The 26,884-nt window shown below is 70.5% G+C and carries 27 protein-coding genes and 1 pseudogene; 18 read left to right on the top strand and 10 right to left on the bottom strand.

Annotated elements, in window-relative coordinates; genetic code table 11:
* Nucleotides 1–864: an SDR family NAD(P)-dependent oxidoreductase gene (locus tag AB0E90_RS06520; RefSeq protein WP_360400239.1), complete on the bottom strand. Its 864-nt coding sequence runs from the start codon at nucleotides 862–864 to the stop codon at nucleotides 1–3.
* Nucleotides 861–2,318 (bottom strand): NAD(P)/FAD-dependent oxidoreductase, encoded by a 1,458-nt coding sequence (locus AB0E90_RS06515; RefSeq protein ID WP_360400236.1) that lies wholly within the window; start codon nucleotides 2,316–2,318, stop codon nucleotides 861–863. The genes AB0E90_RS06520 and AB0E90_RS06515 overlap by 4 nt, the downstream gene beginning before the upstream one ends.
* A gap of 70 nt (nucleotides 2,319–2,388) precedes the next feature.
* Between AB0E90_RS06515 and AB0E90_RS06510 the strand changes: the two genes are divergently transcribed.
* Nucleotides 2,389–3,396 (top strand): AraC family transcriptional regulator, encoded by a 1,008-nt coding sequence (locus AB0E90_RS06510; RefSeq protein WP_360400233.1) that lies wholly within the window; start codon nucleotides 2,389–2,391, stop codon nucleotides 3,394–3,396.
* Here the strand turns inward: AB0E90_RS06510 and AB0E90_RS06505 are convergent.
* Both AB0E90_RS06505 and AB0E90_RS06500 read right to left on the bottom strand, forming a co-directional pair.
* Nucleotides 3,390–3,704 carry a DUF4873 domain-containing protein gene (locus tag AB0E90_RS06505; protein ID WP_360400230.1) on the bottom strand — a complete coding sequence of 105 codons (315 nt, stop codon included), beginning with the start codon at nucleotides 3,702–3,704 and terminating at the stop codon, nucleotides 3,390–3,392. The genes AB0E90_RS06510 and AB0E90_RS06505 overlap by 7 nt on opposite strands.
* Nucleotides 3,694–4,380 (bottom strand): TetR/AcrR family transcriptional regulator, encoded by a 687-nt coding sequence (locus AB0E90_RS06500; protein ID WP_360400227.1) that lies wholly within the window; start codon nucleotides 4,378–4,380, stop codon nucleotides 3,694–3,696. Before AB0E90_RS06500 ends, AB0E90_RS06505 begins: the two co-directional genes overlap by 11 nt.
* A gap of 60 nt (nucleotides 4,381–4,440) precedes the next feature.
* Here AB0E90_RS06500 and AB0E90_RS06495 point away from each other — a divergent pair, with 60 nt between their 5' ends.
* The 11 genes from AB0E90_RS06495 (at nucleotide 4,441) to AB0E90_RS06445 (ending at nucleotide 13,208) form a co-directional block, all read left to right on the top strand.
* Nucleotides 4,441–5,343 carry a diiron oxygenase gene (locus tag AB0E90_RS06495; RefSeq protein ID WP_360400224.1) on the top strand — a complete coding sequence of 301 codons (903 nt, stop codon included), beginning with the start codon at nucleotides 4,441–4,443 and terminating at the stop codon, nucleotides 5,341–5,343.
* A gap of 113 nt (nucleotides 5,344–5,456) precedes the next feature.
* On the top strand, nucleotides 5,457–5,663 hold the full coding sequence (locus AB0E90_RS06490) for a hypothetical protein (RefSeq protein ID WP_360400221.1): 207 nt from the start codon (nucleotides 5,457–5,459) through the stop codon (nucleotides 5,661–5,663).
* Complete coding sequence (locus tag AB0E90_RS06485; protein ID WP_360400218.1) at nucleotides 5,647–5,826, top strand: hypothetical protein; 180 nt, start codon at nucleotides 5,647–5,649, stop codon at nucleotides 5,824–5,826. Before AB0E90_RS06490 ends, AB0E90_RS06485 begins: the two co-directional genes overlap by 17 nt.
* Nucleotides 5,827–5,932: 106 nt before the next feature.
* Nucleotides 5,933–7,036 (top strand): uroporphyrinogen-III synthase, encoded by a 1,104-nt coding sequence (locus tag AB0E90_RS06480; protein ID WP_360400215.1) that lies wholly within the window; start codon nucleotides 5,933–5,935, stop codon nucleotides 7,034–7,036.
* Nucleotides 7,037–7,091: 55 nt separating this feature from the next.
* Nucleotides 7,092–7,757, top strand: a complete 666-nt coding sequence (locus tag AB0E90_RS06475; RefSeq protein WP_360400212.1) for a CbiX/SirB N-terminal domain-containing protein — start codon at nucleotides 7,092–7,094, stop codon at nucleotides 7,755–7,757.
* Nucleotides 7,758–7,868: 111 nt separating this feature from the next.
* Nucleotides 7,869–8,216 carry a molybdopterin oxidoreductase gene (locus tag AB0E90_RS06470; RefSeq protein ID WP_360400209.1) on the top strand — a complete coding sequence of 116 codons (348 nt, stop codon included), beginning with the start codon at nucleotides 7,869–7,871 and terminating at the stop codon, nucleotides 8,214–8,216.
* Nucleotides 8,216–10,711 carry a nitrite reductase large subunit NirB gene (nirB, locus tag AB0E90_RS06465; RefSeq protein WP_360400206.1) on the top strand — a complete coding sequence of 832 codons (2,496 nt, stop codon included), beginning with the start codon at nucleotides 8,216–8,218 and terminating at the stop codon, nucleotides 10,709–10,711. Before AB0E90_RS06470 ends, nirB begins: the two co-directional genes overlap by 1 nt.
* Nucleotides 10,708–11,001, top strand: a complete 294-nt coding sequence (locus tag AB0E90_RS06460) for a Rieske (2Fe-2S) protein (protein ID WP_360400203.1) — start codon at nucleotides 10,708–10,710, stop codon at nucleotides 10,999–11,001. The genes nirB and AB0E90_RS06460 overlap by 4 nt, the downstream gene beginning before the upstream one ends.
* Entirely contained in the window at nucleotides 11,001–12,347 is a 1,347-nt protein-coding gene (locus AB0E90_RS06455; protein ID WP_360400200.1) for a nitrate/nitrite transporter, read from the top strand. Before AB0E90_RS06460 ends, AB0E90_RS06455 begins: the two co-directional genes overlap by 1 nt.
* A 65-nt stretch (nucleotides 12,348–12,412) precedes the next feature.
* A complete protein-coding gene (locus AB0E90_RS06450) occupies nucleotides 12,413–12,733 on the top strand; it encodes a plasmid stabilization protein (protein ID WP_360400197.1) in 321 nt (106 codons plus the stop codon).
* A 10-nt stretch (nucleotides 12,734–12,743) separates the two neighbouring features.
* On the top strand, nucleotides 12,744–13,208 hold the full coding sequence (locus AB0E90_RS06445; protein ID WP_360400194.1) for a hypothetical protein: 465 nt from the start codon (nucleotides 12,744–12,746) through the stop codon (nucleotides 13,206–13,208).
* Here AB0E90_RS06445 and AB0E90_RS06440 read toward each other — a convergent pair.
* The 6 genes from AB0E90_RS06440 to AB0E90_RS06415 all read right to left on the bottom strand — a co-directional run bounded on the left by AB0E90_RS06440 (nucleotide 13,205) and on the right by AB0E90_RS06415 (nucleotide 20,958).
* The gene (locus AB0E90_RS06440) at nucleotides 13,205–14,338 is read right to left on the bottom strand and encodes a 4-hydroxybenzoate 3-monooxygenase (protein ID WP_360400191.1); all 1,134 of its coding nucleotides are present in this window, start codon (nucleotides 14,336–14,338) and stop codon (nucleotides 13,205–13,207) included. The genes AB0E90_RS06445 and AB0E90_RS06440 overlap by 4 nt on opposite strands.
* Nucleotides 14,339–14,410: 72 nt before the next feature.
* Nucleotides 14,411–15,151: an AraC family transcriptional regulator gene (locus tag AB0E90_RS06435; protein ID WP_360400188.1), complete on the bottom strand. Its 741-nt coding sequence runs from the start codon at nucleotides 15,149–15,151 to the stop codon at nucleotides 14,411–14,413.
* A gap of 24 nt (nucleotides 15,152–15,175) precedes the next feature.
* Nucleotides 15,176–16,030: an aminoglycoside phosphotransferase family protein gene (locus AB0E90_RS06430; protein WP_360400185.1), complete on the bottom strand. Its 855-nt coding sequence runs from the start codon at nucleotides 16,028–16,030 to the stop codon at nucleotides 15,176–15,178.
* A 14-nt stretch (nucleotides 16,031–16,044) separates the two neighbouring features.
* Nucleotides 16,045–19,029: a hypothetical protein gene (locus AB0E90_RS06425; protein ID WP_360400182.1), complete on the bottom strand. Its 2,985-nt coding sequence runs from the start codon at nucleotides 19,027–19,029 to the stop codon at nucleotides 16,045–16,047.
* The gene (locus AB0E90_RS06420) at nucleotides 19,017–20,000 is read right to left on the bottom strand and encodes a hypothetical protein (protein WP_360400179.1); all 984 of its coding nucleotides are present in this window, start codon (nucleotides 19,998–20,000) and stop codon (nucleotides 19,017–19,019) included. The genes AB0E90_RS06425 and AB0E90_RS06420 overlap by 13 nt, the downstream gene beginning before the upstream one ends.
* A 10-nt stretch (nucleotides 20,001–20,010) precedes the next feature.
* Entirely contained in the window at nucleotides 20,011–20,958 is a 948-nt protein-coding gene (locus AB0E90_RS06415; protein WP_360400176.1) for a hypothetical protein, read from the bottom strand.
* 136 nt (nucleotides 20,959–21,094) lie between these two features.
* Here AB0E90_RS06415 and AB0E90_RS06410 point away from each other — a divergent pair, with 136 nt between their 5' ends.
* From AB0E90_RS06410 to AB0E90_RS06385, 6 genes and pseudogenes are all read left to right on the top strand, one after another.
* Entirely contained in the window at nucleotides 21,095–23,305 is a 2,211-nt protein-coding gene (locus tag AB0E90_RS06410; RefSeq protein WP_360401332.1) for a glycoside hydrolase domain-containing protein, read from the top strand.
* An 18-nt stretch (nucleotides 23,306–23,323) separates the two neighbouring features.
* A complete protein-coding gene (locus AB0E90_RS06405; RefSeq protein ID WP_360400173.1) occupies nucleotides 23,324–24,589 on the top strand; it encodes a glycosyltransferase in 1,266 nt (421 codons plus the stop codon).
* A gap of 9 nt (nucleotides 24,590–24,598) precedes the next feature.
* Nucleotides 24,599–25,306, top strand: a complete 708-nt coding sequence (locus AB0E90_RS06400) for a class I SAM-dependent methyltransferase (RefSeq protein WP_360400171.1) — start codon at nucleotides 24,599–24,601, stop codon at nucleotides 25,304–25,306.
* A 77-nt stretch (nucleotides 25,307–25,383) separates the two neighbouring features.
* Nucleotides 25,384–25,986, top strand: coding sequence for a DedA family protein (locus AB0E90_RS06395; RefSeq protein ID WP_360400168.1), 603 nt, complete (start codon nucleotides 25,384–25,386; stop codon nucleotides 25,984–25,986).
* Between the two features lie 49 nt (nucleotides 25,987–26,035).
* Nucleotides 26,036–26,263 (top strand): annotated as a pseudogene (locus AB0E90_RS06390) (alkaline phosphatase family protein); the annotation flags it as partial.
* A 105-nt stretch (nucleotides 26,264–26,368) separates the two neighbouring features.
* On the top strand, nucleotides 26,369–26,884 hold a 516-nt coding region (locus tag AB0E90_RS06385; RefSeq protein WP_360401329.1), incomplete at its 3' end, for an alkaline phosphatase family protein.

Raw genomic sequence — 26,884 nt, 5'->3', positions numbered from 1 at the left:
TCATCGGGTCACCTCCTGGGGTGCGCGTGAGCGGGACACCGACGCCGAGGTCGCGGCCCGCACGATCCGGGCGTGCGCCACCGGCAGCAGCCGGGCCAGCAGGTCGGGCGCCTTCGCCGAGGTGGAGATCAACAACCGGGCCTTGCGCTTGCCGACGGCGTCCAGGATCTGCGTGGCGGCCTTGTCGGCCGGGAAGGACAGCAGCTTGGCGAACACCTTGCGGTTGGGTTCGACCTCTTCGGCCGGTACGCCGCTGCCGACCAGCGCGCTCTCCGCGATCCGGGTCCGGATGCCACCGGGGTGCACCGTGGTCACCCCGATGCCGTCGTCGCCGAGTTCGCTGTGCAGCGCCTGGCTCAGCCCGCGCAGCGCGAACTTGCTGGCGCTGTAGGCCGACTGCCCGGCCGGCGCGATCAGCCCGAACAGGCTGGACACGTTGACCAGGTGACTGCCGGGGGTGGCCTTGAGCGCGGGCAGCAGCGCGTGCGTGAGCAGCATCGGCGCCCGGAAGTTCACGTTCATCACGGTCTCGAACTCGTCCACCGTGACCTGGTCGAACCGCCCGCCGAGCGCGATGCCGGCGTTGTTGATCAGCAGGCCCAGGGCAGGGTGCGACGCCAGCACCTCGGCGGCCACCGCGTCCACCGCGGCCCGGTCGGACAGGTCGGCGACGATGGTCTCGACCGCCGTCGACGGGTGGACCCGCGCCAGCCGGTCGGCGACCGCGGCGAGGCGGGCGGCGTCCACATCGACCAGGACGAGGGTGCTGCCCCGGGCGGCCAGGCCGTAGGCGAGCTGCTCGCCGATGCCGCTGGCCGCGCCGGTGAGGACGGCGGTGCGGCCGCGGAACACGTAGGGGGTCATGAGGCGATTTCCTCCAAGGGGGCGGGCTGGCGGGCGAAGGTCATGTCGCGGGTGACGTCGGCGCGCGGGAAGGTCAGCACGTCGCGCAGGTAGCTCTGCCGGACCAGCCACGGGTCACGCTCGCCCTGGCGGGGGAACTTGTCGAGCGCGCGTTGCACGTACCCGGAAGACAGATCGAGCAGCGGACGGCCGTGCCCACCGGGGTCGCCGGGCGTGGCGGTGGCGAGGCCGTGCCGGTCCAGGTGTTTGAGCAGGCGCATCACGTAGCGGTGGCAGAGGTCGGCGCGCAGCGTCCAGGACGCGTTGGTGTAGCCGATGCAATAGGCCAGGTTGGGTACGCCGCTGAGCATCAGCCCGCGGTAGGCGGCGTGCTCCCCGATGTCGACCGGCGTGCCGTCGATGCTCGCCTGCACGCCGCCCATCGGGATCAGCGACAGGCCGGTGGCCGAGACGACGACGTCGGCCTCGAGCAGCTCACCGGACTTCAGGCGGATGCCGCCCGGCTCGAAGTGGTCGATGTGGTCGGTGACGACCGAGGCCCGGCCGTCGCGGATGACCTGGTAGAGATCGCCGTCCGGGATCACGCACAGCCGCTGGTCCCACGGCTCGTAGGTGGGGGTGAAGTGCTTGTCGACGTAGGCCGGGTCCTTCAGCGCGTGCACGGCGAAGGCCCGCAGGATCTGCCGCACCCGCTTCGGCCGGCGGCGCGCGAGCTGATAGAAGCCCTGCGTGATCAGCAGATTCTTGGCGCGGGCGACGCGGTTCGCCATCCGCGCGGGAAGCACCCGGCGGGCCGCGTTCGCCACCACGTCGTTGGGCGGCAGGACGGTCAGGTAGGTGGGGGAGCGCTGCAGCATGGTCACGTGCGCGGCCTTGCCGGCCATGGCCGGGACCAGTGTCACCGCGGTGGCGCCGCTGCCGATCACGACCACTTTCTTGCCGGCGTAATCGAGGTCCTGCGGCCAGAATTGCGGATGCACTATTTGACCGGAAAAATCGGACAGGCCAGGGAAATCGGGTTGGTAGCCGATGTCGTAGGAGTAGTAACCGGCGCAGCCATAAAGGAAGGAGGCCGTCAACTCCGACTTGTCGGAGAGCACGACAGTCCAGCGCGCGGTCGCCGAGGACCAGTCGGCCGACACCACCCGGGTGCCGAAGCGGATGTGCGGGAGGATGCCGCCCTCGGCCGCCGTCTCCTCGATGTAGCGCCGGATCTTCTCCCCGGGCGCGATCGACTCCGCGCCGCGCCAGGGCCGGAACGGATAACTGAGCGTGTACATGTCCGAGTCGGACCGCACCCCCGGGTAACGGAACAGATCCCACGTTCCGCCGATCGCCTCCCGCGCCTCGAGGATCGCGTAGGTCTTGCCCGGCAGCTGTTCCTGCAGCCGCCAGGCCGCGCCGATCCCCGACAAACCGGCGCCGATGATGAGCACGTCGAAATGTTCGGCCATAGCGTCAGTGTGGTCGCGGTCACCGGCGAAGGACTTGTCTGAGGGCGACACTGATTTATCCTTTCGCGACATGGGATCGATGGTGCGGGCCGCCGGGCTGCGCGGACTTCCCGCGCTCCTCGACGAGCTCGGCGGCGACGGCGTGGCGCTGCTGGCCCGGCAGGGCATCGACGCGGCCGCGCTCGACACCGACGATGCGGTGATCCGCACGCTCGACGCCGGCCGCGCGCTGGAGACCGCGGCGGCCGAACTCGACTGCCCCGACCTGGGCCTGCGCCTCGCCGGACGGCAGGACATCGCGGTGCTCGGCCCCCTCGCGATCGCGATCGAGAACTCGGCGACGCTGGGCGAGGCCCTCGACTGCGCCACCCGCTTCCTGTTCGTGCACTCGCCGGCGCTGACCGTCACGCAGGTCCCCGATCCGTCCGGCCGCCCCGGCGTGGTCGGCCTGCGCTATGCCAGCACCGAGCTCGACCCGCTGCCCCCGCAGATCTGCGACAACGGCCTCGGCCTGCTGCACCGGATCATCGTGCTGCTCGGCGGCGGCCGTTACGGACTGCGATCCGTGCACCTCACGCACCGTCCGCTCGCCCCGGTCGCCCGTTACACCGAGTTCTTCGGGACGGATGTGCGCTTCGCGCAGGAGGCGGCCGTGCTGCGGGTGCCGGCCACGCTCACCCACGCGACGGTCGCGGGCGGCAACCGGGTGCTGCGCGAGGTCGCGCTCGACTACATCCGCACTCACTTCCCGCAGCCCGAGCAGACTCTCGAGGAGCGGGTGCGGCAGCTGCTCACCCAGTCGCTCGGCTCGGCGCCGGCCGACATCGCCGCGGTCAGCCGCCGGCTGCAGACCCACCCCCGGACCCTGCAGCGCCGTCTGGCCGCGGCGGGCACGACGTTCGACAAGATCCAGGATGGGGTACGCCGGGACACCGCGCACCGCCTCATCACCACCACGGACCTCCCGTTCACGCAGGTCACCGCGATGGTGGGGCTGACCGAGCAGTCGGCGCTCAGCCGTGCGGCGCGCCGCTGGTTCGGGGCGTCCCCCCGCGAGCTGCGCCGGCAAGGTCAGTGAAACCACGGCGGCGTTCCCACACCTGACAGCCGCACGCCGCCCCACGGGTCGGGCTCGCTGAGCTTCACCTTCTGCTGCGCCGACCCGGGAATCGTCAGCAGACCCTCGCGCAGCCCGCCCGCGACCCGCTCGCGCAGCAACTCGACCGGATCGGTGCGCCCGGCCCACCGGAACCGCCCCTCGACCGGCTCGAAGTGCGCCGAGGCCCGGATCTCGACGGCCAGGTCGTCGTCGCCGATCCGCAGCGAGGCCGGCCCGCGGTACTCCTCGTCGGGCAGGTTGCCCACCTCGTACTCGTCAGTGCTCATGAGTCACCTCGCCCTGATAGGCGGCGAGGCCGCCGGGAACGTCGGCGGCGTGCCGGATGCCGGCCACCCCGCCCCAGAGGAACGTCGTGAGGTAGTCGCCGAGCGCCTCGCGGCTGATCGGCTGCTGCTGCCGCAGCCACCAGTCACCGACCGCCTGCACGTAACCGACCACCCCGTACGCCCAGGGCAGTGCCGCCCCGGAGTCGAGGCCGCGGGCCCGCAGCCGATCGCCGAAGATCCGGGCCAGACCGCTCGCGACGGTGTCGACCACGTCGGCGACCACGTCCCGGCCACGCGGGATGTCGGGCTGATGCACGACGAACTGGTAGAGGTTCGTGTCGGCGGCGATGTGCGCGAGGTAGGCGTTGACCGCCGCGGCGATCGCCTCGCGCTCCTCCCGCACCGCCGCCACGGCCGGGATGATCGCCTCGAGCACCATCTCGCCGGAGACCTGCCCGACGGCCAGCCACAGCTCCGACTTGTCGGCGAAGTAGCGGTAGAGCACCGGCTTCGACACCCCGGCGCGAGCCGCGATCGCCTCCATGCCGACATCGGGCCCGAGCTCGCGGATCGCCTCGACGGCCGCCTCGGTCAGCTCGCGTCGTCGCTGCTCACGATGCCCGGCCCAGCGCCCCTTGCGGCCGTCGGTATTGACCGGCTCCTCATCGCGATTCATAGTACTAGGAGTAACTGTTACCTCGGGTAACGTCAAGTGCATCACATCCGGGAGATAACGATGACCCCCGAACGCGACCGCACCGCCGCCCGCCTCCTGCGCTCCTCGGCCGAGCACTCGTACGACCCCGACGTCGAGATCAACTGGGACGCGCCGCTGGCGCCGGACCTCTACTTCGTGCCGCCGCACCGCTCCAGCCTCTACGGCACGCAGCTGTGGGCGGGGATGACCGAGGAGCAGCGGATCACCCTCACCCGGCACGAGGTGGCGAGCATCGCGGGCCTCGGCATCTGGTTCGAGACGATCCTGATGCAGCTGCTCCTGCGCGGTTACTACAAGCAGGACCCGACCGCCGCCCACGCGCAGTACGCGCTGACCGAGGTCGCCGACGAGTGCCGCCACTCGATCATGTTCGGCCGGATGATCGACCGGCTCGGCACCCCGGTCTACCAGCCGGCCGGCGTCAACGCCGCCCTCGGCAAGTGGATCGCCGCCACCGGCACCGGCCCGCGGATGTTCGCCGCGATCCTGATCTGCGAGGAAATCCTCGACACCCTGCAGCGCGAGGCGATGTCGCACGAGCAGGTGCAGCCCCTGGTGCGGATGGTGTCGCGCATCCACGTCGTCGAGGAGGCCCGGCACGTCCGGTACGCCCGCGAGGAGCTCGCCCGGCAGGTGCGCGCGGCCGGCAAGGGGCGGCTGGTCTTCGACAAGCTGGTGATCGGCCGGGCCGCCTACCTGTGCGGCACCCACCTGATCCACCCGAACGTCTACAAGTCGGTCGGCATCCGGCCCTCGGACGGCTATCGGGCGGCCATGGCCAACCCGTATTTCCAGGAGACGATCCGGTGGTCCGGCGAGCGCGTCGTGACGTACCTCGATGATCTGGGTTTGATCGGCGGCCCCGGCCGGCCGCTCTGGCGGCTCTCCGGCCTGCTGCCCGCGTCACACCGTTTTGCCTGATCAGGGGCTTGACGTCGTACTTGAGGATTTCGGTCGGCCCGATCGGCCGGTGGGCGGTCGTTGCCGTGCGTGACAGATTTGCCGCGACGCAAGCAGCGGAGCGGGAGGCCGGCATGGACGACGCACTGGTGGCATACGGCGCCGGTCACGCCGACGGCAAGGCCGGGGTGAACGACTCCGGCCGCGCGGTGAACCCGCAGACCGGCGCCGACTATCTGGTCGGCATCGTCGACGGGCAGATCGCCGCGTTCGAGGAGGCGCTCATCGCCGCCATCCGCAAGGCCATGGACGACAAGGCAAGCGATGGACCAGGAATTTGAGGCGTACGCGGCGGGCCGTGCCGACGGCCTGGCCGCGCGGCGCGACGTCGAGCGGGCGGGCGATCCGGCATTCGGCCGCGACTATCGCATCGGCTTCCTCGACGGCCGCCTCGAGGTGTTCCGGATGCTCGCCGGCGTCCGCAAGATCGTCGAGGACGATTGATCTCTCTTCGGCCGGGCGGCCGATGTGAAAGCGCGTTGACCCGGCCGAAACCGTGCCTCGATGTCCTGGAAACCCCAGCTCGGAACACTGCCGGGATGGGGAGCGGATGACAGACAACGCGGTTCTGACCGGTTTCACGGTCGCGGTGACCGCCGAGCGGCGCCGGGACGAGATGACCGCGCTGCTGCAGCGGCGCGGCGCGCGTGTCGTCACCGCGTCCACCATCACCATCATTCCGCTCTCCGACGACGACGCCCTGCACGCGGCCACCGCCGCCTGCATCGGGCTCGCCCCCGACCTGGTCATCGCGACCACCGGCTTCGGCTTCCGCGGCTGGCTCGAGGCCGCCGAGGGCTGGGGCCTGGGCGAGAAACTGCGCGAGGCGCTCGGCCGGGCCCGCATCATCGCCCGCGGCCCGAAACCGTGCGGCGCCGTGCGGGCGGCCGGGCTCACCGAGGAGTGGGCGGCCAAGACCGAGGGCTCCGAAGAGGTCCTCGACCGGCTGCTCGCCGAAGGCGTCGCCGGCCTGCGCATCGTGGTGCAGGAACACGGCGAGCCGCAGGCCGACTTCGTGGCCGCGCTGCGGACGGCCGGCGCCGCCGTCGTCGAGGTGCCGGTCTACCGCTGGCAGGCGCCCGACGACACCGCGCCGGTGCGGCGGCTCGTCGAGCACGTGGCCGCCGGGCAGATCGACGCGGTCACCTTCACCAGCGCGCCCGCGGTCAAATCGTTCCTCGAACTGGCCGGCGACGACCTCGGCGCGGTGCTCGCCCGCTTCCGGGCCGGCACCCTCGCCGCCTGCGTCGGGCCGGTCACCGCCGCTCCGCTCCTCCAGCGGGACGTCCCGGTGGTCATGCCGGAACGCTTCCGGCTCGGCGCCCTGATCAAAACCGTGGCCGACGAACTGCCCCGCCGCACCGTCAAGCTCCGGGTGGCCGGCGGCACCCTGGAAGTGCGCGGGCACGCCGTGCTCATCGACGGCGAGCCGCGCGCGCTCGCTCCCGCCGCGATGGCCATCCTGTGCTCGCTGGCCGCCCGTCCCGGCGCGGTCGTCTCGAAGGACCAGCTGATCGCGTCTCTGCCGCGCGGCAACGACGGCCACGCCGTCGATGTGGCGGTGGCCCGGCTGCGCACCGCCCTCGGCTCCGGCCGGATCGTCGAGACCGTCATCAAGCGCGGCTACCGCCTGCGCCTCGACGACGCGGCCTGACCCCCTTACCTCCGGCACCGCCGCCGGATCCCCCTCGCGCTTCCGGAGGATCCTCATGACGTCGCACCGGCCCACACTGCTCGCGGTCGCTCACGGAACCCGCTCGGCCACCGGCCAGCAGCAGGTACGCGACCTGGTCGCCGCCGTCGCCCGTCGCCGGCCGGAGCTGGACGTCCGGCTCTCCTATGCGGACGTGCAGCAGCCCCGGATCGGCGCGGTCGTGCCGACCGTCGGCGACGCGGTGGTGGTGCCGTTGCTGCTGTCGGCCGGCTACCACGTGCGGGTGGACATCGCGGACGCCGTCGTCGGCACCGGGTTTCCGGTCACGGCGCCGCTCGGACCTGACCCCGTACTCCTGGAAAGCCTGGACCGGCACCTGCCGGATGCCGACGCGGTGGTTCTTGCCGCCGCTGGATCCTCGGATCCGGGGTGGCTTTTTTCGATCACCGAAGCGGCTTCGGCGTTGGGTAATGCACACGTCGCGTACGTCTCGGGCAGCGAACCCAAGGTCGCGGACGTCGTGGCCGGGCTGCGGCGACAGGGGGCACGGCGTATCGCGATCGCCGCGTACCTCCTCGCCGAAGGCCTTTTCTATCGCACCCTGCATCGTGCCGGCGCCGACTCGGTCACGCCGCCGTTCGCCCTCGACCCGGCGGTCGTGTCGCTGATCGTGCGCCGTTACGAATCGGCGCTTCTCACAACCGGCCCCGCCCGTATGTAGGGTTTTCCGAACCTTCGTGCAATCGCGACGGTCACGCCACCAAACATTCCCCCGGAATCCTCGGGTGTGACGGCGACCGACGCGTATTCCGCTCACGGAGGGGTTCGACAGGTGCATTCGACACCGCGATTCTTGCAAGGCGTCTTCCCTTTCGAGGGCAAGGGCCTGGATCGGCCGGCTCCGCTCGGCCCCGAACTGTCCTATCTGGTGCCCGACGGCGCTTCCGCGCAGGCCGTCTATTTCCGGGGCGGCAACGCGGCCGCCGAACTCGTCTGCGCGGTGCTGATGCGCGACGGCCGGCCGATGCGGTACTTCCCGATCGGCGCCAAGGGCGACGTGCATGTCTCCCTGCGGGTCGTCGAGGACCTGCCGGCCGGTTCGACGATCGAGCTCTGGCTGGCCGCGCCGGTCGGCACGATCGGAACCGTGATCGTCGACCTGGGGCTGGTGGAGGTCTGATGCCTTCTTCGCGGCAGCGGTTGGTGGTCATCGGCAACGGCATGGCGGGCGCCCGCACGGTCGAGGAGATCCTCGCCCGCGGCGGCGACTTCGACATCACCATGTTCGGCGACGAGCCGTACGGCAACTACAACCGGATCATGCTGTCCAACGTGCTCGCCGGTGTCGAGGACGAGTCCGGCATCTTCCTCAACGACCTCTCCTGGTACGCCGAGAACGACATCACCCTGCACACCGGCGTACGGATCGAGCGCATCGACCGCTACGCCCGTCACGTCTACGCGGCGGACGGCTCGGCCACCCCGTACGACAAGCTGATCATCGCCACCGGCAGCTCCGCGTTCGTGCCGCCGATCAAGGGCGCGCACGTGCCGGGCCGGGGCTACCACCAGGGCGTCTTCGTGTTCCGCACCCTCGACGACACCCGCTCCATGATCCGTTACGCCCGCGAACATCAACGGGCCGTCGTCATCGGCGGCGGGTTGCTCGGCCTCGAGGCCGCCCGTGGTCTGCAGAATCACCTCGGTCATGTGACGCTCGTGCACGCCGCCGGCCACCTGATGAATGCGCAGCTCAATGAGCGGGCCGGTCGGACTCTGCAGGCCACGATCGAGCAGAAGCTCGGCATCGATGTCGTGGTCGGTGGGATGACTACCGAGATTCTCGGCAAGCATGCGGTTACCGGGATCAAGTTGGCTGATGGTCGCGTGCTCGACTGTGATGTCGTCGTTATCGCCGCTGGGATCCGGCCCAATACGGCGGTGGCGGCGGAGAGCGGGTTGGTGGTCGAGCGCGGGATCGTGGTGGATGACTACATGCGCGCTCAGGACGAGGCCGACATCTACGTGGTGGGGGAGTGCGCCCAGCATCGCGGTCAGGTGTATGGGCTGGTCGCCCCGCTGTGGGACCAGGCCAGGGTGCTGGCCACAAACGTTAGTGGGACGAACGTTAGTGGGACGAACGTTAGTGGCACGAACGGTTGGGCGACCTACGTCGGGTCTCGGCTCGTTACCAAGCTCAAGGTCGCCGGCGTCGATGTCGCCTCGATGGGGCTGCAGAGCCCGGAACGCGACGACGACGAGCTGGTCGAGTTCGCCGAGCCGCGGTCAGGCGTCTACAAGAACGTGATCATCCGGGACGGGCGGCTCGTCGGCGCCACACTGGTCGGCGACAACGGCAAGGCGACGGCGCTGGTCAAGGCGTTCGAGAAGGGCCTGCCGCTGCCGGCCAACCGCGCCGAACTCCTCTTCGACCTCGGTGGCCCGGCGGCCGAGGAGAGCGTCGCCGACATGCCCGACGACGAGCAGGTCTGCAACTGCAACGGCGTCTCCAAGGGCGCCCTGAAAGCCTGCGTCGACGGCGGGTGCAAGACCGTCGGCGGCGTCATGGACAAGACCCGGGCCGGCAAGGGCTGCGGCACCTGCAAGCCACTGGTGCAGCGCATCGTCGAATGGGCCGCGGGCGGTGAGGTCGAGGAGGACCCGGCCGCGTCCTATTACGTGCCCGGCGTGCCGATGCCCAAGTCGGAGCTGATGGCGGCGATCCGGCAGCACGGGCTCACGTCGGTGTCGTCGGTCTTCGCCACGCTCGGCGGCGAGGAGGACGCCAAGAGCAAGATGGGCCTGGCGTCGCTGCTCAAGATGATGTGGGGCGCTGACTATGTGGACGAGCGGGACGCGCGCTTCATCAACGACCGGGTGCACGCCAACATCCAGAAGGACGGCACCTTCTCGGTGGTGCCGCAGATGAAGGGCGGCGTCACCACGCCGGCCGACCTCAAGCGGATCGCCGAGGTCGCCGAGCGGCACGGGGTGCCGATGGTGAAATTGACCGGCGGGCAGCGCATCGACCTGCTCGGCATTCCCAAGGAGAAACTGCCGCAGATCTGGGCCGAACTCGACATGCCGAGCGGATATGCGTACGGGAAGAGTTTCCGCACCGTCAAGACGTGCGTCGGCAGTGACTTCTGCCGGTTCGGGGTCGGCGATTCGACTGCCCTCGGCATCGCCCTCGAGGAGCGTTATCAGGGCATCGAGGGACCGGGCAAGATGAAGCTCGCGGTCACCGGCTGCCCGCGTAACTGCGCCGAGGCGTACGTCAAGGATCTCGGTGTTGTCGCTATTGACGGCGGCAAATGGGAGATCTATGTCGGCGGCGCCGCCGGAGCGCACGTCCGCAAAGGCGATCTGCTCACCACCGTCGACTCGGCCGATGAGGTCATCACGCTGACCGGGCGGTTCCTGCAGTACTACCGGGAGAACGGGAACTGGCTCGAGCGCACGTACGCGTGGGTGCCGCGGGTCGGCATTGACCACATCCGGGCGGTCGTGGTGGACGACGCCGAGGGCATCGCCGCCGACCTGGACGCCCGGATGTCCGAGGCGGTCGCCGCCTACCGCGACCCGTGGAAAGAACGCGCCGAGCCGGCGACCCCGGGCCAGTTCCGCACGTCGCTGCCGCTGATCGTGCTGCCCCAGGTCCCGGTGCGGGCATGAACCTCGGCTCGATCAACGACATTCCTCTCGGCGAGGGCCGCACCTTCGCGGTCGGCAGCGAGATGGTCGCCGTCTTCCGGCTGCGCGACGGCTCGGTCCGCGCGCTGTCCGCCGTCTGCCCGCACAAGGGCGGCCCGCTCGCCGACGGGCAGATCGACCTCAAGCAGGTCGTCTGCCCCCTGCACCTGAACGCCTGGGACCTGACGACCGGCTGCTCACTCAGCGGCCAGTCGCCGGTCACCGTCTATCCCGTTCGCGTCGACAACGACTCGCTCATCCTGGAGATGTGATGACAGCTACGCTGCCCGCTGCCCCGGTTCGCCCGGCCGCCCGGACCGTCCGCGGACACTGGATCGACGACTGGCGCCCGGAGGACCGCGAGTTCTGGGACCGGACCGGCGCGCCGATCGCCCGCCGGAACCTGATCTTCTCGATCCTGTCGGAACACATCGGCTTCTCGGTCTGGTCACTCTGGTCGGTGCTCGTTCTTTTTCTCGGGCCTGAGTACGGCATAGATCCGGCCGGCAAATTCCTGCTCACGGCGGTTCCCACGCTGGTCGGGGCGGGACTGCGAATCCCGTACAGCTTCGCGGTGGCCCGGTTCGGCGGCCGCAACTGGACGGTCTTCTCCGCCACGCTGCTGCTCGTGCCGTCGGTCCTGGCCGCCTTCCTGATCCGGCCCGGCGTCGACTACTCGACGCTGCTGATCCTGGCGGCGGTGGCCGGTGTCGGCGGCGGCAACTTCGCCTCGTCGATGACCAACATCAACGCGTTCTACCCCAACCGGCTCAAGGGCTGGGCGCTCGGCATCAACGCCGGCGGCGGCAACCTCGGCGTCGCCGCCGTACAACTGATCGGCCTGTTCGTCCTGGCCGTTTTCGGCGCCACCCATCCCGGCATCGTGGCCGGCATCTACCTCCCGCTGATCGTGGTCGCGGCGGTGTGCTCGGCGTTCTACATGGACAACCTGACCCAGGCCCGCAGCGAGAAGCGCGCCATGCGCGACGCCACCCGTGATCCGCACACCTGGATCATGTCGCTGCTGTACATCGGCACGTTCGGCTCGTTCATCGGCTTCGGTTTCGCCTTCGGCCAGGTGCTCCAGGTGCAGTTCCACACCGAGTTCTCCACCCCGGTGAAGGCGGCCTACCTGACCTTCCTCGGCCCGCTGCTCGGCTCCCTGATCCGCCCGGTCGGCGGTCTCCTGGCCGACCGGCTGGGCGGCGCCCGCGTCACCTTCGTGAACTTCATCGCCATGGCGGTGGGTGCGTCGGTCGTGCTGCTGGCGGCCCAGCAGAAGTCGCTGCCGCTGTACATCGTCGGCTTCGTTGCCCTGTTCGTGCTGAGCGGCGTCGGCAACGGCTCGACCTACAAGATGATCCCCGCCATCTTCCGGTCGAAGTTCCCGTCCGACGACCTCTCCGCCCGCCGCCTGTCGAACGCGGTGATCGGCATCGCGGGCGCGATCGGCGCCTTCGGCGGCGTCCTGGTCAACCTGGCCTTCCGCCAGTCGTTCCTGGAGACGAAGAGCGCGGACGCGGCGTACATCGGGTTCATCGCCTTCTACGCCCTGTGCGTCCTGGTGACGTGGGTGGTCTACCTGCGGCCGGGTGCGCGTACGGAAGGCGCGGTCTGACGGGTTTGGCCCGCCTCGCTTGGGGGATCCAGGACCAGGTAGACCCACGATTGCGGGAGGCGATCATGCCGGCTGGATCCAGCCCCAAGCGGGAGCGGCAGTACGAGCACATCAAGGACAGCGTCGAGGAGCGTGGCGGCTCCGAGAAGCGGGCCACGGAGATCGCGGCCCGCACCGTCAACAAGGAGCGCGCTCGCGCCGGTGAGTCGAAGACGGCCAGCCGGTCCTCGATCAAGGACGTGTCGTCGGGGCACCGTGGGGGCAAGCGGTCGCACACCGGGGCTCAAGGGCGCACCAAGGAGCAGCTGTACAACGAGGCCAAGAAGAAGAACATCGCCGGGCGGTCGTCGATGAGCAAGGCGGAGCTGGAGAAGGCGCTGTCTTAAGCTGTCCGGCATGGGGCTGAAACTGCGTACCGTGTCGCTGAATTTGCCGTTCGGTCTTGGTGGGGTGGAAGTCGGGGTTTCCGAGGCTGAGGTGCGGGCGGCGTGGGCGCTCTACGTCGAGCTGGCGACGCGGGTGGCGGTGCAGCCGCTGGAGGCCGACCGTGGTTTTGCCCGGGAGGCGCTCAACTCGCTGTACTCGTTGTTCGCGACGACGCGGGAGGTGCTGCGGGCGGCCGGGCCGGAGATCGCTGATGGGCCCGATGCGCTCGGGCCGCTCGCGATCCGCATCGTCAACGAGGGGCTGCGGCCGTTCGTGACGCGGTGGCACACCGAGCTGCGCAAGCACGAGGAGGTGTCGGCCGACGAGTCCGCCTGGCCGCTGCGGGCCGAGTTCGACGCCGAGCTGCAGCGGGTCCAGGCGGAGCTGGGAATCTACGTGGACAACCTGGCGACGCTGGCCGGCATCCGCGCCTAGTTGGTTCCGGCGGTGAGTTCGCTGAAGAGGCGGTTCGCGGCGGGGGAGTCGAACTGGCGTTGCAATTCGGCGCGGGCTACCTGCTTGCGGAACTCGCCGGCGTAGGACGGGTCGCCGGCGTTGTGCATGAGTTCGGTGATCCAGGTGGCGAACGCCTGGTAGTTCCAGATGTGCCGCAGGCAGGTCTCGGAGTAGGCGTCGAGCAGGCTCGAGTCTTCCGCCCGGACCTGGTGGATGATCGCGCGGGCGAGCACCTCGGCGTCGTACAGGGCGAGGTGGATGCCCTTCGCGCTCATCGGCGGGACGATGTGCGCGGCGTCGCCGAGCAGGTAGAGCCGGCCGTGACTCATCGGGGCGTGGACGACGTTGCGCAGCGGCACGAGTCGCTTGTCGATGATCGGACCGGACGCCACCGGGGTGCCGAAGCGGGCCGCCAGCTCGGTCCAGATGCGGTCGTCCGGCCATTGGCCGAGGGTGTCGCCGGGCGGGCACTGCAGGTAGAGGCGGCTGGCCTCGGGGCCGCGGGGGATCAACCCGGCCAGGCCGCGGGAGTGGATCGCCATCCCGGAGGTGGTGGCCGGGACCGCGGCGAGGATGCTCAGCCAGGCGTACCCGTACTCGTGGGTGTAGCGGGTCAGGACTCCGTCGGGGATGGCGGCGCGGCTGATGCCGCGGTCGCCGTCGCAGCCGGCGATGAGGGCGCAGCTGATGACGGTGCCGCCGCAGCGCACGACGCCTTCGTCGGCGTCGAGGCCGGTCACCGGGGCCTCGAAGCGCAGGTCGCCGCCCTCGCGCAGGAAGACGTCGGTGAGGTTGCGGACCAGGACCTGCTGCGGGCAGAGGACGCTGTCGTTGTCGTCGTCGAAGTCCACCGGCAGCGCGTGGCCGTCGATGAAGAAGCCGGCCGCGACCTCCAGCACGGGATCGCCCTGCACCACCTCTTCGAGGCCCCACTCGCGGTACATCCGCACGCCGAGGCTGTCGATGGTGCCGGCCCGCTGGCGCTGCTCGGCGTACTCCCGGCTGCGCCGTTCCAGAATTATGCAGCCGATCCCGTTGCGCTGCAGGAAGTTGCCGAGCGTGAGGCCGGCGACCCCGGCCCCGATGATGACTACTGAGGTTTCGTCCATGGCCCCACTCTGGGCCGATCCGCGATGGTCGACCACCGGTGAATGACCTCCGAATGCCGGAAACCCGCCAACCTAGGTGGCGCGGTAGCGGCCCGGGGTCTGGCCGACGACCTCGGTGAACGCGTCGATGAAGCTCGACGGGTTGGACCACCCGCACTCGGTCGCGGTGCCGGTCACCGAGCGGCCGCCGGCCAGGTGGACCAGGGCGTGGTGGATGCGCAGGACGGTGCGCCAGCGGTGGAAGCTCATCCCCATCTCGGTGTGGAACAGGCGGCTCAGCGTGCGCTCGCTCGCCCCGGCGGCCCGGCCCAGCTCGGTCAGCGTCGCGGCGCGGCCGGGGTCGGCGTGCAGCAGGTCGGTGACGGCGCGCAGCCGGTCGTCGCGGGGTTCGGGCAGGTGCAGGGAGAGCTCGGGGGTGATGTCCAGCTCGTCGATCACGACCGCCAGCAGCCGGTCGTGCGCGCCGGGGCGGGCCTCCGGGCGGTCGGTGAGCGCCAGCAGGGCCTCGCGCAGCAGCGGGCTGACCAGGTGGACGCCGGGGTGGGCGGGCAGCGGGCCGCACCGGCCGGCCGGGACGGTGATGATGCGGACGTCGGTCTCGCCGTAGAAGCGGTGCGAGTGGTCGAAGCCGGGCGGCGTCCACGTCACCCGGTTGGCCGGGGCGACCCAGGTGCCGCGCGCGGTCGTGGTGGCGAGAGCGCCGGCCGCGGCGTACACCAATTGGCCGTCGGTGTGTGAATGGGCCTCGAGGTGGAAGCCGTGCGGCAGCCGGCCGCCGGCGAAGGCGGGCAGCGAGTGGCGGGTTTCCGGCATAGTTAGGCAGAATACTGCCGGCTTTCAGCCGGTGAAGCCGGTAAGGGCCTGGGTGATCTGGCGCGAGGTCTGTGCGGCGATGCGAGCATCGATGGCGGCGTACGACGTGTACGCGTTCAGCCCGGTCGCCAGAGCCCAGCCGCGGCCGCGCGCCCAGGTGGCGTCGTCCACCCGCAGCCTCGCCCGGAAGACCGCCCGCGCCGCGTCGCCCAGCAGCGTGAACGCCATCATCATGTCCCGGGCCGGATCGCCGGCCGCGAGCCCGCCGAAGTCGATGACCGCGCTGATCCGCCCGTGCTCGGCGAGCAGGTTGCCGGTGTGGAAGTCGCCGTGGAACCAGACCGGCGCCCGGTCCCATTCCGGCGCGGCGAGCGCCTCCGCCCACACCGCGGTCATCGCGGCCGCGTCGAAGACGCCGGCGACCTCGGCGATGGCGGCCCGGGTCTCGTCGTCGCGGTCGGCGAGACGCCCCTTGCCGGCCGGCGCTCCGTCCACCGGGAGCCGCTGCAGGGCGAGGAGGAAATCGGCCAACCCGGCCGCGGTGTCTTGCGAATCGCCGAACTCGTCCACCGTGGCCACCGCGCCGGGCAGCCACCGGGACACCGCCCAGGGCCACGGATAACCCAGGCCCGGGCGGCCCACCGCGACCGGCGCCGGGATGGCGAGCGGCAGGTGCGGCGCGAGCCGGGGGAGCCACTCGTACTCCTTGGCGGCCTGCCCGATCGCCCCGCCGTGCCGGGGCAGCCGGACCGCCAGTTCGTCGCCGAGCCGGTAGATCACGTGATCGGAGCCGCCCCGCTCGACCGGCCGCAGAGGCAGCGCGGCCCAGTGCGGGAACTGCGCGTTGACGAGTTGCCGGGCCGGGGGCGTGTCGATCACCGGTGAATCGTAGGTCAGTACGACGGGGTAACCGTGTAGCTGATCGACGCGGAGTAGGTGCCCGGCGTCAGCATGCTGTCCGTCCGGATCCGGGTCACCAGGGCAATCACGTCCCCGGTCACCGACGTGGGGCGGGTCGCGGTCACCACCGTCTCGCCGGTGGTCGTGTAACCGGCGTACGCGCCGGAAAGTGCGGAAGCGGCAGCGCCCGCACCGCTCCCGCCGACCCCGGTCACGGTGTAGCCGATGCGATCGGCGCCGAAGGCGGCGGAGCTGACCGCGGCCGTCTGGCCGCCGGAGACCGCGGCGATCGTGCCGCCGGCCCCGGTGAGCGCCGTGCCCTTGAGGCTGACGGTGTAGCCGTGGGTGGCGTTGGTGCGCACGGTGATCGGCATCGTGGTGCTGACGTCGGCGCCGATCATCGGATCGACCAGGATGGTGCTGGGGCCGGCGACGGTGACCAGCTCGGTGGGGTTGGGCACAGGCAGCACCGTGGAGCTCGGCGAGGTGAAGGTGACCGCGCCCGAGCGGGCTGTGTCGACGACCGTGCCACCGCTGTCCAGGGTGCTGACGGTGCTGTAGAGCGAGCCGGTCGTGGTGGTGTTGGTGAAGTTGCCGGCCGAGAGATAGACGTGCCGGCCGGCCGGGATCGTGATCGGCGCCGCGAACGTGTAGGTGAGCGTGGTCGAGCTCAGCGACAGGGTGCCGGCGGTGGGCAGGTCGACGGTCGTGACCAGGGTGGGGCTGGTGTTGGTGGTGCCGCTCGGGACGGTGAAGGTGATCTTCGAGACGGGGGTGGCGGTCTGCGCCACGAACTCCCAGCCGTAGGTGGTGCCGGCGTGCGAGGCGGTGGCGTCGGAGACGTAGAAGGTAGCGGCGGTGCCCTGCGTCGTCAGGGTGCGCACGCGGATCTCGCCGGAGGACGGGATGTAGAGGTCGCCGGACGAGTTGATCGCCAGCCGGGCCGGGCCGAACACGGCCGAACCGCTGGCGGCGCCGGCCTGTCCGTCGCCGCCCCACGAGCCGCTGCCGAGCTTGCCGGCGACGTTGTGGATGATGCCGTGCCGGTCGACGCGGCGCACGACGTGGTTGCCGGTGTCGGCGACGTAGGTGTTGCCGGCGCCGTCGAACTCGATCCCGGCCGGGCCGGTCAGGGTGGCCGCGGTGGCCAGGCCGCCGTCGCCGGTGACGCCCGCGGTGCCGGTGCCGGCGAACGTGGTGACCAGGCCGGCGTGCACGCGGCGGATCCGGTTGTTGGCGGTGTCGGCGATGTACATGTCGCCGTCGGTGTTGAGCCGGACGTCGGACGGCCCGTTGAGGTTGGCCGTCAGGGCCGCGACGTTCTCGCCGTTGTAGGCGGTGCTGCCGCTGCCGGCAACTGTGCTGACGGCGCCGCCGCTGAGCATGCGGATCTTGTTGGATCCGTTGTCGGCCCAGTAGATCACCCCGGTCGAGGTGATGCAGAGGCCGTAGGGGTCTTTCAGGGTGGCGCTCGCGACCGGCCCGTCGACGCCGGTGTTGGCGCCGGTGCCGGCCACCGTGCTGATCAGCCCGGTTGCCGCGGTCACCTCCCGGATGCGTTGATGGCCGGTGTCGGAGATGTAGAGATCGCCGTTGGCAGTGACCGCGACCGCCTGCGGACCGTAGAGGTTGCCGCTGGTCGCGGCCCCGCCGTCGCCGTAGCCGTTGCAGGCGGCGTTGCAGGGGAAGCCGGTGCCGGCCACCGTGCTGATCACCCCGGACGTGTTGATCTTCCGGATCCGGTTGTTGTTCGTGTCGGCGACGTAGGTGTTCCCGGCCGCGTCGACCGCGACCCCGGCCGGGTGGCTGACCTGGGCGAGCGTCGCCTGGCCGCCGTCACCGGAGTAGCCGCGCCAGGTGTTGCCGGCGACCGTCGAGATCACCCCGAGCGCGCTGATCTTGCGGACGACCGAGTCGGTGGAGGTCGACGTGCCGGTCGGCAGCGCGCCCTGGGCGAAGTAGAAGTTGCCGAGACCGTCGCGGGTCAGGTCGGTCGGCCGGTCCAGGGCGGCCGAGATCGCCAGGCCGCCGTCGCCGGTGTAGCCGGTGGTGCCGCTGCCGGCGAAGGTGGTGATCAGGCCGCCGACGGTGAAGCGCCGGATCCGGTCGTTGGTCGAGTCGGAGAAGTAGATCGTGTCGGTGGTGGTGTCGATGTAGATGCCGGTGGGGCAGTTGATCAGCGCCGCGGAGGCGAGGCCGCCGTCCCCGGAGGACCCGCTGGAGCCCTGCGTGCCGGCCACCACGGTGCGGTTGCCGCCGGAGGAGTCGAACCGGGTGATCGTGTTGCCGACGCAGTCGGTGACGTAGACGTTGCCCGCGCTGTCGAACGCGACGTCCTCCGGTCCGCGGATGGTCTTCGGGCTGACCGACGTGAACGTCGCGAACGCGGTGATCAGGCCGGTCGCCGCGGTCACCTTGCGGACCACGAAGTTGTCGGTGTCGGCGATGTACATGTCGCCGTTCGCCGCGACGCCCACCCCCGCCGGGTTCCGCAGCTGTGCCGCGGTGGCCACGCCGTTGTCGCCGGTGTAGCCCGCCGAGGACCCGGCCACGGTCGTGATGATTCCGGTCGCGACGGTGACCTTGCGGATGCGGTGGTTCGAGGTGGAGGCGATGATCAGGTTGCCGGAGCTGTCCAGGTCCACGTCGTAGGGGTTGTTGAGGCCGGCCGAGGTGGCCGCCCCGGTGTCGCCGGTGTTGTTGGGCGTGCCGATCCCGGCCGCGATCGTCGCCTGCCCGGTGCTGAGGTCGACCTTGCGGATCACGTTGGAGTCCTGGTCGGCGATCCACAGCGTGGTTCCGGCGCTGTTGACCGCCACGCCGCGGGCGGCCATGGCGATCGAGGTGGCGGCGCCGGTGGCCGGCGTGCCGGCGACGGTCGCCAGATCGCCGGGCGCCGCCTGCGCGGGCGCGGGCGCGACGAGGACGGCCGCCGCCACCAGGGCGGCGATGGGCGGCAGCGTCCTCAGGCGGCCCATGCCGTCTTCGTCTGGTCGGCGGCGGCGGCGGTGGGCCGGTGCCGGCCCGGCCGGTGCCTCGCGGCCTCGCGGCGGGCGGCCCGGCGGCGGCGGAGCCAGATCCAGTACGCGGTGAGCGTCGCCGCGATCAGGCCCAGCAGCACCAGGGTGTACCAGGGGATGACCAGCAACCGGTCGCCGTGGCCGGTGATCGTCTGCAGGGTCGCGGTGCCGTTGCCGTAGTTGACCTGGGCCTGCGGCCGCGCCCACAGGAAGAAGCCGTGCACCCGGTAGTGGAACTCGGCGTACCGGGAGGTGCCGGTGGGGATCAGCGCCATGCTGTCGGAGGTCCGGATCAGCCGGTCGCCGAGCCGCACCTGGCTGCGGGCGAGGGCGGACGCGTCGCCGACGTTGGCCACCGTGAATCCCCCGTCGAAGGTCGACGCGATGGTGAGGAATCGGTTGGGCGTAAAGATGATCTTCAGTTGGCGCTGCCGGGCCCCGGCCAGTTGCAGGGTGACCAGCGCGCCGATCCGGTGATAGATGCGGACCGCGCCGTCCGGATCGACCGGCTGCGCCTCGGCGACGAAGCCGAGAAGGTAGACGTCGGGCAGCAGGCTCGGCGGCACCTTGATGGTGACCGGCACCGAGCGGTAGGTGTGCGCGGCCAGCTGCAGCGACGGATTGACCGTTACCCCGGGCGTCCAGGTCGGATCGGCGTCGTCGGTCAGCACCGACTGGCCGTTGTCCTGCGGCTCGACCTTCACCGAGCGCAGCTTGACGGTCAGCGGGTGCGTGCCGTTGTTGGCCACGGTGAGCTGGGTGTGCACGATCCCGTCGGTGCCCGGCGACACCGGCTCGGCGGACGTGCTGACCGAGAAGTCGGCCGAGCCGGTGGTGGTCGGGTGCGGGACCGGGGCGGCGCCGGCCGGTGCCGTGGGTCCGGCCGCCACCGCGACGGCGGCGGCGAGCGCGACGGCACGCTTGAGCAAGGCCCGCTCCTCAGTAGCTGGGCACCACGGTGTAGGTGACCTTGGCGCTGTAGTTGTCGGCGGGCTGGGTGTAGTCGATCTTCGCCCGGTTGGTGATGGTCATCGTGTCGCCGTTGGTCGGCCCGCTCGCCGACACCACGTTCTCCCCGCCGGTCACGTAACCGACGTACAGCCCGGAGGTCAGTGGCGTCGAGGTCCCGGTGCCGAGACCGGTGGTGCTCAGCGTGTAGCCGAAGGAGCCGTTGGTGAACGATCCGGACGCGACCCCAGAAGACTTGTCGGCAGTTATCGCCGAGAAATGACGCGCGGGCGCGCCGCCGGTCGGCTGCTGGTCGGTCTTCACGTTCAGCACGTAGCCGTTGGTCGCGTTGGTGGCCACGGTCAGATGGACCGCTCGGGTCTGGTCGGCCAGCGCGGCCACCGACGGGTCCATCAGCATCTGGAAGCTGGTGGTGTCGCTGGTGAACGCGGTCGAGCGGGCCACCACCACGTTGATGGCGGTGCTGTTGTTGCTGATCGTGACGGAGTTGCTGGTCCCGGTGTCGGAGCCGGCGGCGATCGCGCTGGTGTAGGTGCCGGTGGTGCCGGTGTTGGTGAACCCGTCGAGCGAGATCAGCACCGAGGTGCCGGAGGGGATCGAGGTCGGCGTGGTCACCGTGTAGGTGACGGTGGTGCCGCTCAGCGCGGCGCTGCCGCCGGTGAGGCCGTAGACGTCGACGACGCTCGGCGTGCCGGCGGTCCCGGCCGGCACCGTGAAGGTGACGGCGCCGATGGTGGCGGTGGTCGCGGTGGTGAAGCTCCAGGTGTAGCGCACGGCGGTGATGCTGGGTTGGGGGTTCGACATCGACCAGCCGACGGTGGTGAGGGGCGCGGCCATGGCCGGGGCGGCCACCACCAATGCCGAGGCCGAGGCGATCACTGTCAATGTGGCGAGCCGAGACTTCCAGCTTCGGGCCATGAACTACTCCGTCCGGGGGGATTTGGACCTGTCCTCCCTTCGGCGATCGGTGCCCCGGCCTGAGTACGCCACATGATCAACATCAAGTTCACCTGTTCGAAACCGGCGCAAGGCCAGCAGTAGGTATGGTTCCGCCATCCTCGACGACATCGATCCGTTCATCGGCACCGCAGCGACCGACCTGCCGCGCGCACATGGTCTGGCCGCCAGCTGGTGGTGGCCGAAACCGCAGGTGGGCAACACCCACCCGGGCGCGACCTCACCGCTGGGCATGGTGTCGGCCTGTGCCTACTCCGGTGCCTACCCGACCGGTTACGGCCGTTATGCGAAGAACACCGAGGGCGTCCCCGAGGAGATGTTCGACCGGGTCCAGGCGTCCGGGTTCACCCACTTCCAGCAGTCCGGCACCGGCGCGATCCGGAAGTACTACAACTACGTCCGGGTGACCCCGATGGTCCAGCCGCTGGATGCGCTGGGCGAGTCCTGGGAGCTGCACGACGAGGTCGCCGAGGCCGGCTACTACGCGGCCACCCTCGACACCGGCGTCCGCTGCGAGATCACCGTCGGCCCCAAGACCGCGGTGCACCGCTACACCTTCCCCGAGCACCGCTCCGCCCGCGTCGTGATCGACCTGTCCTGCGGCGGCCTCGCCATCGACCTCGGCCGCACCGTCCCGCTGCGGGCCCAGGTCGAGAGCATGGGATACGGAAAAGCCCAGGGCACCGTGGTCATGGAAGGCGTGCCGCTCAGCGTCTACGTGGAGGTCGAGACGCCGGGCTGGCGGCAGATGCTGTGGTACGACCGGCGCCTCATCGACGGCGGCACCCGGCTCGACTTCGACAGCATCCGGCACACCAACCTGCGCCCGTTCGGGATGCTCTTCATGGGCTCGGCCCGCCCCGGTCAGGTCGTCGAGATCCGGATGGGTTTCTCGCTGCGCGGCCACGAGCAGGCCAAACAAAACCTCGAACGCGAATGCGGTACGGGTGAGCCGGCCTTCAACATGGTCCGCACCCGCACCCGGGCCCGCTGGCGGGAACACGTCAGCCGGGTGCAGGTCGAGGGCGGCACCGGATCCCGGCGCAAGGTCTTCGGCACCGCGCTTTACCACTCGCTGATCAAACCGTGCGTGGCCGACGACGAGAGCCCGTTCTGGCCCACCTCGGGGCCCTATGCGTTCGACGTCTGCACCATGTGGGACATCTACAAGACCCAGCTGCCGCTGCTGGCCGCGATCGCCCCGGAACGCCACGCCGACATCCTCGAATCGCTGATCCGGGTGTGCGAGGAGGAGGGCAACTTCCCGATCGGCTACCGGATGGCCCGCGGCGCCGACCGGTTCTTCCGGCAGGCCAGCTCGCTCGCGCACACCGCCCTCGCCGACGCGCACGCGCTCGGCCGGGCCGAGATCGACTGGTCCTGGGCGCTCGTGCACATGGTCGACGACCTGCGCCGGATGTACGGGGAAGACTTCTTCGAGCACGGCGTCGTGCACCCGATCACGCACACCCTCGACCTGGCGTACGCGCATCACTGCACCGCCCGGGTGGCCCGTTCGCTCAACGACCGCAGCCTGGCCGACGACCTGGAACGCCGCGGCCGCCAGTGGGTCAACGCGTTCGACCCGGACACCGGCCTGCTGCGCGACTCCGAGTTCTACGAGGGCGGCAAGTGGAACTACTCGTTCCGCCTGGTGCAGGACATGGCCTCGCGGATCGGCCTGGCCGGCGGGGACGCCGCGTTCATCGGCATGCTCGACCGGTTCTTCGGTTACGGCGCCGACCCGGTGAAACAGCCCGGCCAGTGCCCGCAGCCGGCCGAGATGGCCGCCGGTTACGCGCTGCACCGCTTCGAGGGGCTCAACAACGAGCCCGACATGGAAGCGCCCTGGTCATATCACTGGGCCGGCCGGCCGGACAAGACCGCCGAAGTCGTGCAGGCGGCTCTGACCTGGCAGTTCGGCACCGGAGCGGGCGGCCTGCCCGGCAACGACGACTCCGGCGGCCTGAGCTCGTGGTACGTGTGGGCGTCGCTGGGCCTGTTCCCGGTGGCCGGCCAGAACCTGTTCCTGATCAACGCGCCCGCCTTCGACCGGGCGGTGCTGCAGGCCGGCGACGGCGAGTTCATCATCGAGACCAGTGGGCACCGGGAAACCCCGATCGGCGTGGACGGCCTCGATCGTGACCCGCCTGTGCAATACGTGCAGTCCGCCACCCTCAACGGCGAGGCGCTGCACAGCACCCATTTGTCCGCCGCTGAAGTCCATCGAGGCGGCCGGCTGCATGTGAAGTTGGGCCCCGAGCCCAGCAGTTGGGGCCATGAGCTCCGGCCACCGTCCCTGTCCTAAGACCCGCAAGGACCCCCCATGAGTCACCCCTCCCGCCGCCTTGTCATCGTGGTCCGGGCCGATCCGGTGATCTGCGGCCACTCCGGCGAGGCCCGCAACCTGGCCGAGGTCGCGCTGACCCGCGGCTTCGACGACGTCCGCCTCCTCACCTGGCCGATTCCCACTCTCGAGGCGGCCGGCCTGCCGCTGAAGCCTCTCGACCGGCTCCTGCCCTACAGCGACGGCATCACGGTGGAACGGCCCGAAGCGGTCGGCGACTACCGGGTGCCCGACGGCCGCCACCTGGCCGGGCTCACCGGCCGGCTGGTCGAGCTGCTCAGCGAGCCGGTGCCGACCGTCTGCCTGTCGATGTACCTGGTGCCGCACACCACCGTGGTCATCGACGCGGTCAACGCCGCCCGCGCCGCCGGGTTCACGCCGCAGGTCCGCACGATCGCGAAGGCGGTCGGCTCGGACGTCACCAACGTGATCCGCAACTGCCTGCGCGAGGGCCGGTGGGGCGCCGCCACCGTGCTGTTCACGACGTTCCTCGCCAACGACGAGCTGGTCGCGGTCTCCGAGTACACCCGCGACGAGATCATCGCGACGGCCGAGGAGGTCGACGCGCACAGCGGCACCACGTTCGCCGAGCAGTGCCGCAACCGGGTCACCGTGAGCTACCCGCCGATCGACGCGACCGCGTTCCTCGACCCGGAACCGGCCGCCGTCGACGCCGCCCTCGCCCGGCGCGGCCTGCGCCGCGACGGTTACCTCCTCTTCCTCTCCCGGGTGGCCCGGGCGAAGGGGATCTACGACCTGGTCATCGCGTACGGGCAGATGCGCTGCCGGGACGACGTGAAGCTGGTCATCGCCGGCAACGGCCCCGCCCTCGAGCACGTGCGGGCGATGGCCAAGGAGGACGACCGGATCGTCTTCCTCAACGACGTCGACGACGACGAGAAGACCCTGCTGATGAACGGGTGTGCCGCGTACGCGCTGCCCACCAAGCCGGAGCCGGACTTCGTCGAGACGTTCGGCATCGCCCTCGCCGAGAAGATGCTGGCCGGCGGCGGCCCGATCGTGACGACGCTGACCGGCGGCACCGGCGAGGCGGTCGGCGACGGCGCGATCATCGTCGAGCCGGGCGACATCAACGCTCTCGCCGACGCCCTCGACCGGGTGATCCTCGAGATGACGCCGGAGGAGAAGGCGTCGCTGGCCACCCGGGCGCGGGCGAAAGCGCTGGAATTCGACCGCGGCGCCGTTTTCGACAGCCTCTTCCCGCAGGCCACGGTGGGCTCCTAACATCGAGCGGTGGTCCGCTACCGCACCTGGCTCAGGCCCGGCCGGCTGTACCCGATCGTGGTGCTGACCGCGCTGAGCCTGGCCGGGTGCGCTCTCGGCGTACTCAATCGGTGGTTTCTGCTCTTTCTTCTTCCGCTGTCCGCCTTCGGCTATGTCTCGGTGATCCTGCTGGGCAGCGCCTATCGCCTCGGCCCCGGCGGCGCTCAGCGGCGCATCCACGAGCTGATCGCGTCGCAGGTGCCCGGCGGCCGGGTCCTCGACATCGGCTGCGGCAGCGGCAGTCTCGCCATCACGATCGCCCGGCGCTGCCCGGACGCGACCGTGACCGGCATCGACTCGTGGGGTCCGGGCTGGCACTACTCCCGGCAACTGTGCGAGGAGAACGCCCGCGTCTCCGGCGTGACGGTGCGGTTCGAGCGGGGGAGCGGCGCCGCCCTCGACTTCCCCGACGCCGCGTTCGACGTCGTGGTCAGCTGCATGACATTTCATGAAATAAGAGACAAAGCTGATTGTGTACGCGAGGCGCTGCGCGTCCTTCGACCCGGCGGCCGCTTCGTCTTCGTCGACCCGTTCGCCGACCCGGCATATTACCCGACACCGCCCCGGCTCCCGGGTTCGTCTTGCCCGCTCGGCGATCTTGTCGACCTGCCGTTCCCGCTGCGGCACCCGAAGGTGCTCGGACGCGTCCTGCTGCTCGCGGGCCTGAGGGAACACTGAGTGACGTCCATCGCTGATCCGTGTCACCGGGCGGCCGGAGGTCCTACGGTGGAGGCCACGGCGGGAGGTGGCGGCCTGTGCTCGAATCACTCGGGCTGGTGGACCGGTTCGGCTACACCGGCATCGGCGCCATCGTCTTCATCGAGAGCTTCGGCATCCCGGCGCCGGGCGAGACCGCGATCATCGCCGGTGCGGCCTACGCCGGCCGCGGCGGGGGTCACCTCAACATCTTCGTGGTGGCGCTGACTGCTTTCCTCGCCGCCGTTATCGGTGACAGCGTCGGCTACTGGATCGGGCGGCGCGGCGGGCGGCCGCTGGTCACCCGCTTCGGCCGGTACGTTCGCCTGACCCCGCCCCGGCTCGAACGCGTCGAGTCGTTCATGACCCGGCACGGCCCGAAGATGGTGGTCGTGGCCCGCTTCGTCGAGGGCCTGCGCCAGTTCAACGGCGTGATCGCCGGGACGACCCAGATGCCGTTCACCCGCTTCCTCCTGTGGAACGTGCTGGGCGCGGCCCTGTGGGTGGGCTGCTGGTCGACGGTCGGCTATTTCGCCGGCAACCACCTCGACCAGATCACCGCCACGATCAGCCGCTACCTGCTGGTGGCGGTCGCGCTGGCCGTGCTGGCGCTCATCGCGTACGTCTGGCATCGCCGCCGGCGGCGAACCGCAAAGGTCTAGTTCATCGGGCCGCATCGTATCGTTCGACGTGGATCGATACGGTCCGGCCATGTCACCGATCAGCCGCCGTGACCTGCTCCGCCGCTCGGCGACCACGCTGGGCGCCGCCGCGGTCGCCACCGCCTGGCCCGAGTCCATCAGCCGTGCGCTCGCGGTTCCCGCCACCACCCGCACCCACAGCATCCGCGACGTCCAGCACGTCGTCGTCCTGATGCAGGAGAACCGGGGTTTCAACCACTACTTCGGAACCATGCGCGGGGTGCGGGGCTTCGGCGATCTGCGACGCCTACCACTGCTCGATCACCACCGGCACCGGCCCGAACCGCATCGTGTTCTGGTCCGGCTCGAACTTCAACCCGTCGCTCGGCGCGCAGGGGATCAACTGCGACGCCGACCAGAGCGAGCCCGACAACTACCGCAGCTGGATCACCGGCGACTGGGTGCCGGACGCCTGTTCGACCACGTCCCGGCCCCGGCCGTGCCGTCCTGCAACGCCGACGGAACCCTCGCCGGAAAGGCCACGTTCCCACTCGGCGGCGAATACCTCGCCCACCCGGACCGGTCCTACCTCAAGGCCGACGACACGATCAGCGGCACCACCCGGCCCTGGGGCATGGGGCCGCGGGTTCCGATGTACGTCATCTCGCCGTGGAGCCGCGGCGGCGGGGTCGACTCGCAGGTGTTCGACCACACCGCGGTGGCGATGTTCCTGGAGAAGCGCTCCTCCCACCCACCCAGGGCACCGCCTGACGCTGCCGGCCGGCAGCAGATGTCGTGCTGCCGGCCGGCCGGCAGCACGACGTATCGAAGGGTAGCGGCGGCGGGCCGCGATCTTAGCGCGGGCCCGGGCCAGGGGGGTAGCCGCCGTGGGGGTGTGCACGTCGGTGCGCGAGCCGGC

Origin of the sequence: Actinoplanes sp. NPDC026619, assembly GCF_040638295.1 — a bacterium.
Classification (GTDB): domain Bacteria; phylum Actinomycetota; class Actinomycetes; order Mycobacteriales; family Micromonosporaceae; genus Actinoplanes.
The sequence above is the reverse complement of the archived record's forward strand: the minus strand, read 5'-3'. Positions and strand labels throughout refer to the sequence as shown.

Bases quoted from the DNA above. Each gene is read 5' to 3' on its own strand.
- AB0E90_RS06500 (WP_360400227.1), bottom strand. From the start codon at position 4,380: ATGAATCGCGATGAGGAGCCGGTCAATACCGACGGCCGCAAGGGGCGC.
- AB0E90_RS06425 (WP_360400182.1), bottom strand. From the start codon at position 19,029: ATGGGCCGCCTGAGGACGCTGCCGCCCATCGCCGCCCTGGTGGCGGCG.
- AB0E90_RS06495 (WP_360400224.1), top strand. From the start codon at position 4,441: ATGACCCCCGAACGCGACCGCACCGCCGCCCGCCTCCTGCGCTCCTCG.
- AB0E90_RS06450 (WP_360400197.1), top strand. From the start codon at position 12,413: ATGCCGGCTGGATCCAGCCCCAAGCGGGAGCGGCAGTACGAGCACATC.
- AB0E90_RS06475 (WP_360400212.1), top strand. From the start codon at position 7,092: ATGACGTCGCACCGGCCCACACTGCTCGCGGTCGCTCACGGAACCCGC.
- AB0E90_RS06440 (WP_360400191.1), bottom strand. From the start codon at position 14,338: ATGGACGAAACCTCAGTAGTCATCATCGGGGCCGGGGTCGCCGGCCTC.
- AB0E90_RS06485 (WP_360400218.1), top strand. From the start codon at position 5,647: ATGGACCAGGAATTTGAGGCGTACGCGGCGGGCCGTGCCGACGGCCTG.
- AB0E90_RS06505 (WP_360400230.1), bottom strand. From the start codon at position 3,704: ATGAGCACTGACGAGTACGAGGTGGGCAACCTGCCCGACGAGGAGTAC.
- AB0E90_RS06515 (WP_360400236.1), bottom strand. From the start codon at position 2,318: ATGGCCGAACATTTCGACGTGCTCATCATCGGCGCCGGTTTGTCGGGG.
- AB0E90_RS06415 (WP_360400176.1), bottom strand. From the start codon at position 20,958: ATGGCCCGAAGCTGGAAGTCTCGGCTCGCCACATTGACAGTGATCGCC.
- AB0E90_RS06445 (WP_360400194.1), top strand. From the start codon at position 12,744: ATGGGGCTGAAACTGCGTACCGTGTCGCTGAATTTGCCGTTCGGTCTT.
- AB0E90_RS06520 (WP_360400239.1), bottom strand. From the start codon at position 864: ATGACCCCCTACGTGTTCCGCGGCCGCACCGCCGTCCTCACCGGCGCG.
- AB0E90_RS06435 (WP_360400188.1), bottom strand. From the start codon at position 15,151: ATGCCGGAAACCCGCCACTCGCTGCCCGCCTTCGCCGGCGGCCGGCTG.
- AB0E90_RS06460 (WP_360400203.1), top strand. From the start codon at position 10,708: ATGAACCTCGGCTCGATCAACGACATTCCTCTCGGCGAGGGCCGCACC.
- AB0E90_RS06455 (WP_360400200.1), top strand. From the start codon at position 11,001: ATGACAGCTACGCTGCCCGCTGCCCCGGTTCGCCCGGCCGCCCGGACC.
- AB0E90_RS06510 (WP_360400233.1), top strand. From the start codon at position 2,389: ATGGGATCGATGGTGCGGGCCGCCGGGCTGCGCGGACTTCCCGCGCTC.
- nirB (WP_360400206.1), top strand. From the start codon at position 8,216: ATGCCTTCTTCGCGGCAGCGGTTGGTGGTCATCGGCAACGGCATGGCG.
- AB0E90_RS06405 (WP_360400173.1), top strand. From the start codon at position 23,324: ATGAGTCACCCCTCCCGCCGCCTTGTCATCGTGGTCCGGGCCGATCCG.
- AB0E90_RS06490 (WP_360400221.1), top strand. From the start codon at position 5,457: ATGGACGACGCACTGGTGGCATACGGCGCCGGTCACGCCGACGGCAAG.
- AB0E90_RS06480 (WP_360400215.1), top strand. From the start codon at position 5,933: ATGACAGACAACGCGGTTCTGACCGGTTTCACGGTCGCGGTGACCGCC.